The following is an 11,309-nucleotide window of genomic DNA, read 5'->3' as shown; positions in this document are numbered from 1 at the left end:
CAAATTTGAAAAAATAGATTAGGGAATATGTCTAAAATACGTTCAATGAGTTTAACTACCCGTATCATGATTGGCATGGCACTGGGTATTGCAGTAGGCTTTTTATTTCAGGCTATATTAGCTGGTGAAGACGATTATCTAATTCCTCTTGGGTTATTCTCTTTGCCAATTAAAGCTTTTTTTGTAGATGGCCTTTTCCATGTTGGCGGACAAATTTTTATTGCCAGCTTAAAAATGTTGGTTGTGCCGCTGGTATTTGTATCGCTTGTATGTGGTACGTGTAGCTTGAGCGATCCTAAAAAATTAGGCCGTTTAGGTGGTAAATCGATTGGCTTATATTTAGTTACAACTGCCGTGGCAATTACCGTAGCTATTTCACTGGCGTTATTATTTAACCCAGGTCAAGGCATTGCACTGCCATCAGATGCAAGCTTCAATGCTAAAGAAGCCCCTACCTTAGCGCGAGTGATTATTGATATGTTCCCTACTAACCCATTCGAAGCGATGGCTAAAGGGAACATGCTGCAAGTTATTGTGTTTGCGCTTTTATTTGGTGTATCAATGGCGCTAAGTGGCAAAGCAGGTAAACGTGTAGCCGCAGTATTTGAAGATTTAAACACGGTTATTTTAAAACTAGTAACGCTACTAATGAACATTGCACCTTACGGTGTGTTCTTTTTAATGGCTAAACTTTTTACCACTATCGAAATGGGATTAATACTCAGCCTAGCTAAGTACTTCCTTGTAGTAGTGGCGGCGTTATTAATTCACGCATTTATTAATTACAGTATTATTTTAAAAGTATTAACAGGCCTTAACCCGCTTACCTTTTTAGCTAAAATGAAACATGCGTGTTTATTTGGTTTTAGCACTTCAAGCTCAAGCGCAACTATGCCTATTACACTTGAAACTGCGACCAAAAAACTCGGCGCTAATAACTCGGTTGCCTCTTTTACTATTCCGCTAGGCGCTACCATTAACATGGATGGCACAGCCATTATGCAAGGCGTGGCAACAGTATTTATTGCACAAGTGTTTGCTGTTGATTTAACGATTTCTGATTACTTAATGGTTATTCTAACCGCAACGCTTGCCTCGGTAGGCACTGCGGGCGTGCCTGGTGTGGGTTTAATCATGCTTGCAATGGTACTTAACCAAGTAGGTTTACCAGTAGAAGGGATTGCAATTATTATTGGTGTTGACAGATTACTCGATATGACGCGCACAGCCGTTAATATAACGGGTGACTGTATGGTAACTTGTGTGGTTGCTAAATCAGAAGGTCAATTAGATGAAACAATATTTAACGACCCGAACGCAGCTAAAGACTTAGAAGATTACCACAAATCTACTGAGTAATTATTTAAGCTCATAAAAAAACCCTTGCTATGCAAGGGTTTTTTATTACCTATAATAACGTTTTATGGGTTCATTGCTTTAAAACGCGACATTAAATTAACGCCTGCTTTATTTACAGAGCTACTTAGGCCAATTGCTAACTTATCACTTAATCCTTTCTTAATTTTGTATTTTACTTTATATATTTGACGCTCAGCTTGTTGTTCTAATAACGCATCATCACTGGTTTTAATTACATCAACTAAGCCCTTTTCAATTGCTTGTGTTGCAAACCAGTGCTCGCCCGTTGCCACATTATCAATATTAAGTGTTGGCCGTTGGCTGCTTACAAACTCTTTAAACAAACCATGTGTTTGCTCTATTTCATCACGAAACTTTTCGCGGGCTTTATCTGTGTTTTCGCCGAACAAGGTTAACGTACGTTTAAATTCGCCTGCTGTAATTTGCTCAAACTCTACATCGTTTTTCTTTAAAATTTTATTAAAGTTAGGTATTTGTGCAATAACACCAATAGAGCCAACAATAGCAAAAGGAGCCGCTAATATTTCATCGGCCACACAGGCCATCATGTAACCGCCACTCGCTGCTACTTTATCAATAGAAACCGAAAGCTTAATTCCTGCAGTTTTAAAACGCTGTAATTGCGATGCAGCTAAACCATAGCCATGCACCACGCCGCCCCCACTTTCTAAGCGAACTAATACTTTATCTTTCTCAGGATTAGCAATGGCAATAATTGCGGTCACTTCTTCGCGTAGGCTTTCAACTTCATGAGCGTCCATACTACCTATAAAATCAATAACATATAGGCGTGGCTTCGGCTCATCATTTGCCGCTTTTTTAGACTCGACTTTTTGCACTTTATGATGCGCTTTTAACTCTTTTTTAGTTAAAGTATTCTCTAAAAAACTGTGTTTTAAGTCATCTAGTTGCTCAGACAAATCGTCTATTTCTATGGCTCCCTTTTTAGCTTTAGGTTTTACTGCTGAACCCACAATAAGGGTTAAAATAATTGCAATAGCAATAACAAAGGTAACCGTTTTAGCAAAAAACAAACCGTATTCGTATAAAAATTCCAACTGGTCTCTCCATTTATAAATTTAAGCTAATTTATCATGCTTTATAACAAAAAAAAGCCACTAAACAGTGGCTTTTCAAGGTTAATAAGGTTTTTGCTGATTAATCAGTCACAACCTCTGGATTACTGACTAATAACATACGCCCGCGTGCAGCTAAATAAGTAGCTACTTGGAGCTGCATTTCAGCGTTTGCTGCTGCACTGCCCTCAACAGTTGCCGCTTGGGCATCGTCTTGTGCTGGCGTTAAAATTGAGCCATGGTGCCCTTTTGTAAATTTTACCAAATAACTCGCCGGGGTTTCACTTAGTGCTTGTGAAGTGCTTACTGTTTCAAGCCCCATTAATGTTGCTAACGGAATTGTGCCCGATATAGGGTTATTTGCTGCCGCTGGCGGAATAACTTGGTCTGGTTTGTTATCTGCGCCATCGCCTACAACTACATTAGTGTATACAGGGGTACCTAATGCATTTACCGCTGCTGCGTAATTTGTTGGGTCTCCGCTATCAAGTGCGGTTTGCGCTGCAAAAGCAAACTCGGTCATTACCGCTTGAATGTTAGCAAGTTTTGTAGTTTCCCCTGCCGTAGTAAGTGAGGTTACATACGCCTGATAGCCACAAGTTAAAAACGCTTCCATATCTGGTAATAATGTACCACAGTTTGAAATAGCATCTGCTTGTAGAAACTCGTTAAACTCTTGTGATTCTGCTGTACCAGCTTGCGATAATACAGAACCTTGAATAAATGGCCCAAACGCAGCCGATTCAAGTAAAAAGCTTGCTATACCGCCACCGCCACTGGCAAGTGCTACCGTGTTTACCTTAAATAATGGGTCAACTGTATCTGCAAGCGGAGTATTAGCCTGAGCTATAAATGCAGGTGCAACAATAGAGCCTAAAGAATGCCCTACATAGGTTACATCTTGTGCATTAATTGTCTCATCATTAATAAAGTTTAAACCTAAGCGTAAGCCTAATAAATCTGCTGATGATTGACGCAAGCTATCACGAGCCACTAATAATGAGTTTAAGTTCATGTAACTTAGTACTGAACCCGTCGTTGCATTAAAGTCATCTGTCCCATCAGCATCAACATCTACACCACGCTCACCATGGCGAGGATGGTCAATCGCCGCTGTGGCAAAACCTTGAATTGAAAGTTGTGCAGTTAATGCCAACATGCTTTCTTTGTCTGTTGTTATACCGTGTTGCATAATAACAACTGGCCAGCCAGTTTCTGGCATTTCAATTGGATCAAGACCTTGTGAATCACGAATAAAATTAATAACCGGTAAAATAGGTTTGGTTATTTGCACTGGCACATTCGCCATGCTTTGCACTTTAGGAATAGAGTTATACTTAGTTAAATGGCGCGTAGTGTCTAAACCTAAATCACGCAACTGTCCGTCACTTAACGCAGCACAAAGCCCATCATTATCGCTAATTGGCTCTGCAGGGAAAGCTTCGCCTGCTGCAGCTTTGTAACCTAAAACAGCTACCGCGTTGTCACACATACCTTGCCAATAAGTATCATTTAAATCACTTATTTCAGTGCCTGTTGGCGTGCCTAAATACATAGGTAACATAACGCTACCTTTTAAATATTGCACACCAGAGAACGCATCCGATACGCTAACACCAGCAGCTGCAAATACTTGCTGCACATTTACCATTGCTTGTTCAGGTACACTTACCATTGGTGTTGGTAATGCATCATTTTGTAAGCTAGCTGCCAGTAAGTTTTTAATTGTGCCAAGCACAGGACCTGCTGATTGAATGGTCATAGCAGCAGAAAATATAATATCATCTTTTGTAATATCACCTGAGCTTACAACCACATTCTCATAGCTATTTACTGCCGCTTGAAGACCAAGCTGAGCATCAGTAATCAATGGAGCTTCTTCACTTACAGAAGCGTAAGTAGAAGAAGGCTGAATAGAACGCCCTTGAGAGTCTTTTAATCCAGTGGTTAATACATTTATGTAAGAACTTCCTGGTGTGAAAGGTTTTAATGGGATAATAGCAACTGCATCGCCAGAGGCTTGAGAAATGAAGTCTACGCCGTAGGTTAATTCACCTACCAATTTACACGCTAAACCAGCTGTAACAACAGCACATTCTGCGTCAGTTAAGCTTGCGCCCATAACCACTTCAAAAATTCTTACTGTACCAGGCGACGCTGCAGAGGTTTCATCAAGCGATACGCCTGTAGGGAAAGTTAAATCAATTTTGTAAGGCACTTGCGATGACCAGCCATCTAACGCACCTAGCGCTAATTGCGGATCTGCATAAGCAGTGCGAGGCACAGAGACGTTATCATCGTCTAATTCACCTGGAATATTAATTGTGCCGTCTTGAGTGCCGCTCATTAATAAATCGTTAGGGACAGATAAAACCCCATTTGCAGGGTCAAAGGTCACCGTGGCATTAGGTATTATGGTTGCAGTATCGTTTTTAACATCTTCTAATGTTTCTCCGCCGCCACAACCTGCTAACGCAGCTGTAACCGAGAGTGAGAGTAGCATTTTTTTCATATTGTTGGCTCCGCACATATCTTTATTTTTATAGTGTGTTCGTTCAAAGTAAGTGTGTTTAATCAGTGTAGTAAAGTTAAAACAATGTAATCAGTTTATTAATGAGACATTAGACCAGTTAAACTTAACGTAAAGTTTATAATTCCGCCACCTAAATTTTCAATAAATTCGATTACTTGACGATTTGCTATGTTAAAATCAAAAAAATTTTATAAATTGGTATTTATATGCAAACTTATCAAGCAACTCCAAATGCACTTCAAAATAAAGTAATTTTAATTACAGGTGCCGGCGATGGTATTGGCCGCGTAGCAGCAATTACCTACGCAAAGCATGGCGCGACAGTTATTTTACTTGGTAAAACAACAAATAAGCTCGAATGCGTTTACGATGAGATTGTCAATGCTGGTTACCCTCAGCCTGCTATTGTGCCAATGGACTTAAAAGGCGCGACAAAACAAAACTACCGCGATTTAGCAGCTACAATCGAAAGTCAATTTGGCCGATTAGACGGCTTATTGAATAATGCCGGTATTTTAGGTTCACTCGGGCCACTTGAGCACTTTTGCTCTTCTACGTTTGAAAACATCATGAAAGTGAATGTTACTGCGCAAGCAATGATCACCAAAGCGCTATTCCCTGTGCTGCGTAAATCAGAAAATGCCTCTATTGTTTTCACTTCATCAAGCGTTGGCCGTAAAGGGCGCGAATTTTGGGGGCCTTATGCAATATCTAAATTTGCAGTTGAAGGCATGATGCAAACATGGGCCTGCGAAGTAGGTAAAACCAATATCCGTGTAAATTGTATAAACCCTGGCGCAACGCGTACCTCTATGCGTGCATCAGCGTATCCAGGGGAGGATCGCGATAAGCTTGCTACCCCAGAAGATTTAATGCCAACGTATTTATATTTAATGAGTGATGACTCGAGTGATGTAAACGGTGAATCTCTCGATGCGCAACAAAAAAAGTAAACTACATTTTTAATTATAAAAAAAGCCGCATATATTGCGGCTTTTTTGTCGGTAATCTTTGTCTTGTCCTGAAATGTGTTTACACATTTAGGACTTATTTTATGAAAACCACTAAAACTAAAGACGTTAAGCGTACTCAGCGAGATTATACATTAGGCTTTAAATTATCTATTGTTGAGCAAGTAGAAAAAGGCGACTTCACCTATAAACAAGCGCAAAGTCATTACGGCATTCAAGGCCGCAGTACCGTTCTGGTATGGCTGCGAAAACATGGTAAATTAGATTGGTCTAAACCAACTTATATAGCCAACATGCCTAAATCGAAAGAAACCCCAGCACAAAAAATTAAACGTTTAGAGCGCGAGATAGAAGAGTTACGCCTAAAGGATTTAATCAAAGATGAAATGATTAATATTATGGATGAAGAATATGGAGCGGGCTTGCGAAAAAAGTACATATCCGAGCTATCACGCGCGCAAAAGAAAACCATCAAATAAAGCTTACTCCGTTATGCCGTGCATATGGCGTAACGCGACAAGGTTACTATCAAGCTATGCGCAGAATAGATGCTCGGAATAAAGAATTGGAGCCAGTCAAAGAATTAGTGATGTACTGGCGGCAATTCATGCCTCGTATTGGTGGGAAGAAACTTTATCTGATGATAAAGCCAGACCTGCAAGAGCGTGGCATTAAACTAGGTCGTGATTGTTTTTTTGATTATTTGAGAGAGCATGACTTTCTTGTAAAACCAAAGAAAAATTACACTAAAACAACAAACAGTAACCATTGGATGCGCAAGCATCCCAATTTACTAAAGGAATACATGCCTACTGCGGCCGAGGAAGTCTTCGTTAGTGACATTACATACGTAAAATCAGCGCAAGGCGTGCATTACCTATCGTTAGTCACTGATGCTTACAGTCGAAAAATAATGGGTTATGAGCTGAGTGATGAAATGAAAGCAACCGATGTAGTCAGAGCATTAGAAATGACAATTAAGCAACGCGTATATAAACGTGATGCCATTCATCATTCAGATAGAGGTTTACAATATTGCTCTGAAGTATATCAAAATGCGCTATTAAAAGAGGGCATTAGACCATCGATGACCGATGGGTATGACTGTTATCAAAACGCATTAGCAGAGCGTATTAACGGGATATTAAAGCAAGAGTTTTTACTGTATAAATGTCGCAATATGGCAGAGTTAAAACAGCTCGTTGAAGAATCGATATTTATATACAATGAAATGCGACCGCACTTAAGTTTGGATATGAAAACACCAAATCAAGTGCATAAAAAAGACCTGGCGCTTTCGCACCAAGTCTTTCATTAAAACCGTCAACCTATTTCAGGACGGGACACTTTTTGTAATTATACCTATTCGCTTAATTAAGCGAGCTACTTTGAGGCTAGAAAAACGTGTTATTCGCTTGGCAAAAATTCGCTATTTAGCTGTGCTAAATGAGCATTTTTTTACCTAGATAGCGACACGTTTAGCCCCGCAAAATGATTAAGTATTATTGCGGGTTAGTATTACTTACGCTTAGTTTGCTTAACACGTTGGTTATGCTTTTTAACCGCTTTACGAATTTGGTTAATTTTAGCACGCTTGTCTTTGCGTTTTTCAGGCATAACCGACAGTTTAGTTTGTGTTTCGCGGCCTAATTTAACGGTTTTGCGTAAATAGTTAACGATTTCTAAATCAAGTTCAGCCCAACCACCTTGAGGAAGGCGCTTATCTAGCTCTAATTTTCCGTAACGAATACGAATAAGGCGCGATACTTCTACATCCTGCGATTGCCATAAGCGGCGAACTTCGCGGTTACGTCCTTCGTTTAGCGTTACATTGTACCAACGGTTAATGCCTTCACCACCCAAAGATTTAACCGTTAAAAATTTAGCAGGACCATCTTCAAGCTCTACGCCACGCGTTAGGTTTTTAATGGTTTCATTGGTCACTTCACCAAATACACGGGCTGAATATTCACGCTCAACTTCATAACTTGGGTGCATTAAGCGGTTAGCTAACTCACCATCGTTGGTAAATAGCATTAAACCTGCCGTGTTAATATCTAGACGACCAACAGCAATCCAACGCTCACCGTCTATGCGTGGTAAACGGTCAAAAACGGTACGACGTCCTTCAGGGTCTTTACGTGTACTTAACTCCCCTTCTGGCTTGTTGTACATAATTACACGGCAAATACGGTCGGCTTTTTCTTCAATTTTTACGCTGTGGCCATCAACACGTATTAAGTCTGTTTCCTCAACACGGTCACCTAATTTAGCCACTTTACCATTAACACTAACACGGTTTGCATCAATATATTTTTCCATTTCACGTCGTGAGCCTACCCCTGCACGGGCTAGGACTTTTTGTAACTTTTCACCTTGAATACTCATTCGGATGGTTCTCTCACAGAAGGATCACTTAATAACTGGTTTATTTTACTTTCCTGTTGCGCTGGCAATGCAGGGAGTTCATCTAAACCGGTTAACGAAAAATAATCTAAAAATAATTTTGTTGTGGCATAAAGCGCTGGTTTACCAGGTACTTCTTTATGCCCTACTACTTTAACCCACTCTCGCTCAAGGAGGGTTTTAATAATTGCTGATCCGGTTGTTACGCCTCGTACTTGCTCTATTTCACCACGCGTTATTGGTTGCCTGTAGGCAATTAACGATAATGTTTCTAGTAGTGCGCGAGAGTACTTCGGTGCCCGTTCTTGCCATAAATTACTAAGCCAAGGGCTTAAACTACTACACGCTTGAAAGCGATAGCCACTGCCTACTTCAACTAGCTTAATGCCACGTGTTTGATAGTGGATATGTATAGCGTCTATGGCAGTGTTAATTCGTGACATAGGAATAGCTAAATCAGCCAGTACAGTATCTTTTAAGTGGCGTTTGCTAACAGGTTTGTCTGCGACAAATATAGCCGCTTCAATGATCTCAATTAATTGTTCATCACTAATTCGACGACCCGCCATAATATTTTGCTTTGTCCTTTAAAATACGTAGCCATCTATTATGACAGAACATCGCAAAAGGGGGAAAATATATCTGCTTTTAAAACAAATTAAATGCACAAAAAAGCCAGCAATTAATGCTGGCTCTTATGTGTAGCGTATTTAGCTAATATTAGCTGTTTTTATAATGCTTTAGTGCATCATCTTCAGCAACGGCTTTACCGTATTTGCTAATGTAGCCTTTAAACTCACCTTTACTGATGCGCTTATCATTGTTGCCATCCATGTAACCAAAATGGTTTGAAATATCATCATCGTCAGCTTCTTCTACTGAGATGTAACCATTTTTGTCGTTATCTAAACTTCTAAAATCATTTTCGATTTTATCAAATTTAGCTATTTTAGCTTTAAACGCCGACTCACTTACTTCGCTGTCAGTCGCTACCTTACCGGTATTTAACTGCATGTAAGTGTTAAATTCTTTACGACTGATCTCGTTATCCATATTGGTATCAATATTTGAAAAGTGGCCCCAGATGCTATCGTCATCTGCTTCTACTTTTGAAATATAACCATCACTGTCGTTATCTAAACTTGCAAAATCGCTATCGATTTTTTCAAGGCCTTGATTTGAGGCACATGCGGCTAAACTTAACGAAGCTAAAATAGTTGTTGCGAGTGTTAACTTTTTCATAAGACGTATCCTTGTAGTTAGTAAATGTCACTTTAATTAATACAAGTCCAATGCCAAAGTGCACAAGCCACCAACAATCAATAAGTTACGTGAATTTAGATTATTTTATATACATTAATCAATTACTTAGCTTTGCAATGATTGCTGCATACCTTGTAATTTTTGCAAAAAAATACCCAGTACAAACTGGGCATTATTTTAATCTACATATTACCGCGCAATTAGATTGCTGCGTTTTGGTAACGCTTTACAAATTCAGTTACGTTTTGTCCGTTACACTTTAACGAGTTTAAGTTACCAATTTTTTGGCGAACAGGCGCAAGGCCTTGCTTTAACGCTGTGATACATAACTGTGTTTCTTGGTGTGCATCTTTTGCAAACACTTCAACTTTTGATTCAGCAGCTTGGTTAGACGTTACTTTTTTAGCAATGTCGCGAATATCTTGACCATTACATAAAACACTTTTAGAAAAACGCGATAAGTATACACCGTGTTGTGCTGCTTCTTTACGCGCTGCGCTAAAGCCTTCATTTGCACTTAATACACATAATTTAGATTCAAGTTTATTATCTTGGCTAAAGTAAGTGTTGCTTTTTGCTGATACAGACGCAGAGGCTAATAAAGCAGTAGCTAAAAGTAATTGTGTTTTCATGAGAGAGATCCTATTTGAACGACTAAACAAGTAATTTTTGCGCATTATATATTCAATAATTACGATATCAATTGAATTTTTTATTTATTTAAATAATTAATAAAGCATTTACAATGTTTAAACTTTACGCACCAATTGATCAACATTTGTGCAGCTATTTTCTCATTTCGATCATGTTATGTAGGCTTATTTACTGATACAATTTAGTTATAAAAACAGAGTCTAATTAAAGGTAAATTTTATGAAGGTTATTTCTTTCAATATCAATGGTCTGCGAGCTCGCTTACACCAGTTACAAGCAATTATAGATAAACACCAGCCAGACATTATTGGTTTGCAAGAAATTAAAGTTCATGATGAGGCGTTCCCTCTCGAGGACGTACAAAAAATGGGTTACCACGTTTATTTTCATGGTCAGAAAGCGCACTACGGTGTGGCAATGTTATGCAAAAATGAGCCTAAATCGGTCTTAAAAGGTTTTGCCAGCGACACTGAAGAAGCACAAAAACGCATGATAAGTGTGACAGTTGAGCAAGAAAATGGCCGCGACCTAACGGTAATGAATGGTTATTTCCCACAAGGCGATAATATAAATCACGAAATAAAATTCCCTTATAAGCGCCAGTTTTACAAAGATTTAATGACCCATTTAGAAACAAACCACACGCCCGATGAAGACGTTATCGTTATGGGCGATATCAATATTTCGCCCACCGACTTAGATATTGGTATTGGTGAAGTAAACGCTAAACGCTGGCTTAAAACAGGTAAGTGCTCGTTTCAACCAGAGGAGCGCGAATGGCTTGCTAAATTATTAAATTGGGGCTTTAAAGATACCTTCAGAGAGCAAAACCCTGAAACAAGCGACAAATATTCGTGGTTTGATTATCGCTCTAAAGGGTTTGTGGATAATCGTGGCCTACGTATTGATGTTGTACTTGCTACCCATGCCCTTGCCGAGCGCTGTATTGATACCGGCATAGATTACGAATTACGGGGCATAGAAAAGCCCTCTGACCATGCCCCTATTTGGTCAACCTTTAAATAA

At 39.3% G+C, this 11,309-nt stretch carries 10 protein-coding genes; 4 read left to right on the top strand and 6 right to left on the bottom strand.

Annotated elements, in window-relative coordinates:
- The first annotated feature begins 27 nt into the window (after positions 1 to 27).
- Positions 28 to 1,359 (top strand): dicarboxylate/amino acid:cation symporter, encoded by a 1,332-nt coding sequence (locus tag VOI46_RS07130; protein WP_004587790.1) that lies wholly within the window; start codon positions 28 to 30, stop codon positions 1,357 to 1,359.
- Between the two features lie 62 nt (positions 1,360 to 1,421).
- On the opposite strand, the gene sohB is transcribed toward VOI46_RS07130, so the two are convergent.
- Together sohB and VOI46_RS07120 are read right to left on the bottom strand one after the other, a co-directional pair.
- On the bottom strand, positions 1,422 to 2,438 hold the full coding sequence (gene sohB / locus VOI46_RS07125; RefSeq protein ID WP_004587789.1) for a protease SohB: 1,017 nt from the start codon (positions 2,436 to 2,438) through the stop codon (positions 1,422 to 1,424).
- 100 nt (positions 2,439 to 2,538) lie between these two features.
- The gene (locus VOI46_RS07120) at positions 2,539 to 4,968 is read right to left on the bottom strand and encodes a VolA/Pla-1 family phospholipase (RefSeq protein WP_004587788.1); all 2,430 of its coding nucleotides are present in this window, start codon (positions 4,966 to 4,968) and stop codon (positions 2,539 to 2,541) included.
- A gap of 227 nt (positions 4,969 to 5,195) precedes the next feature.
- Here VOI46_RS07120 and VOI46_RS07115 point away from each other — a divergent pair, with 227 nt between their 5' ends.
- The gene (locus tag VOI46_RS07115; RefSeq protein ID WP_004587787.1) at positions 5,196 to 5,942 is read left to right on the top strand and encodes a YciK family oxidoreductase; all 747 of its coding nucleotides are present in this window, start codon (positions 5,196 to 5,198) and stop codon (positions 5,940 to 5,942) included.
- Between the two features lie 101 nt (positions 5,943 to 6,043).
- A protein-coding gene (locus VOI46_RS07110; protein WP_096041988.1) for an IS3 family transposase occupies positions 6,044 to 7,278 on the top strand; the annotation gives its coding sequence in 2 pieces (ribosomal slippage) (positions 6,044 to 6,395 and positions 6,395 to 7,278; 1,236 coding nt in all).
- A gap of 200 nt (positions 7,279 to 7,478) precedes the next feature.
- On the opposite strand, the gene rluB is transcribed toward VOI46_RS07110, so the two are convergent.
- The 4 genes from rluB to VOI46_RS07090 form a co-directional block, all read right to left on the bottom strand.
- The gene (gene rluB / locus VOI46_RS07105; protein WP_282337774.1) at positions 7,479 to 8,348 is read right to left on the bottom strand and encodes a 23S rRNA pseudouridine(2605) synthase RluB; all 870 of its coding nucleotides are present in this window, start codon (positions 8,346 to 8,348) and stop codon (positions 7,479 to 7,481) included.
- Positions 8,345 to 8,935 (bottom strand): SMC-Scp complex subunit ScpB, encoded by a 591-nt coding sequence (gene scpB, locus VOI46_RS07100; RefSeq protein WP_004587785.1) that lies wholly within the window; start codon positions 8,933 to 8,935, stop codon positions 8,345 to 8,347. Before scpB ends, rluB begins: the two co-directional genes overlap by 4 nt.
- Before the next feature lie 151 nt (positions 8,936 to 9,086).
- Complete coding sequence (locus VOI46_RS07095; RefSeq protein WP_004587784.1) at positions 9,087 to 9,608, bottom strand: EF-hand domain-containing protein; 522 nt, start codon at positions 9,606 to 9,608, stop codon at positions 9,087 to 9,089.
- Between the two features lie 221 nt (positions 9,609 to 9,829).
- Positions 9,830 to 10,261 (bottom strand): hypothetical protein, encoded by a 432-nt coding sequence (locus VOI46_RS07090; protein ID WP_004587783.1) that lies wholly within the window; start codon positions 10,259 to 10,261, stop codon positions 9,830 to 9,832.
- A gap of 241 nt (positions 10,262 to 10,502) precedes the next feature.
- Here VOI46_RS07090 and xthA point away from each other — a divergent pair, with 241 nt between their 5' ends.
- On the top strand, positions 10,503 to 11,309 hold the full coding sequence (gene xthA / locus VOI46_RS07085; RefSeq protein WP_004587782.1) for an exodeoxyribonuclease III: 807 nt from the start codon (positions 10,503 to 10,505) through the stop codon (positions 11,307 to 11,309).

Origin of the sequence: Pseudoalteromonas sp. CuT4-3 (assembly GCF_035666335.1) — a bacterium.
Lineage (GTDB): Bacteria > Pseudomonadota > Gammaproteobacteria > Enterobacterales > Alteromonadaceae > Pseudoalteromonas > Pseudoalteromonas atlantica.
Note: the sequence above shows the minus strand (reverse complement) of the source record. Positions and strands in the feature narration are given on the sequence as shown.

Bases quoted from the DNA above. Each gene is read 5' to 3' on its own strand.
- scpB (WP_004587785.1), bottom strand. From the start codon at position 8,935: ATGGCGGGTCGTCGAATTAGTGATGAACAATTAATTGAGATCATTGAA.
- VOI46_RS07095 (WP_004587784.1), bottom strand. From the start codon at position 9,608: ATGAAAAAGTTAACACTCGCAACAACTATTTTAGCTTCGTTAAGTTTA.
- VOI46_RS07120 (WP_004587788.1), bottom strand. From the start codon at position 4,968: ATGAAAAAAATGCTACTCTCACTCTCGGTTACAGCTGCGTTAGCAGGT.
- VOI46_RS07130 (WP_004587790.1), top strand. From the start codon at position 28: ATGTCTAAAATACGTTCAATGAGTTTAACTACCCGTATCATGATTGGC.
- rluB (WP_282337774.1), bottom strand. From the start codon at position 8,348: ATGAGTATTCAAGGTGAAAAGTTACAAAAAGTCCTAGCCCGTGCAGGG.
- VOI46_RS07090 (WP_004587783.1), bottom strand. From the start codon at position 10,261: ATGAAAACACAATTACTTTTAGCTACTGCTTTATTAGCCTCTGCGTCT.
- VOI46_RS07115 (WP_004587787.1), top strand. From the start codon at position 5,196: ATGCAAACTTATCAAGCAACTCCAAATGCACTTCAAAATAAAGTAATT.
- xthA (WP_004587782.1), top strand. From the start codon at position 10,503: ATGAAGGTTATTTCTTTCAATATCAATGGTCTGCGAGCTCGCTTACAC.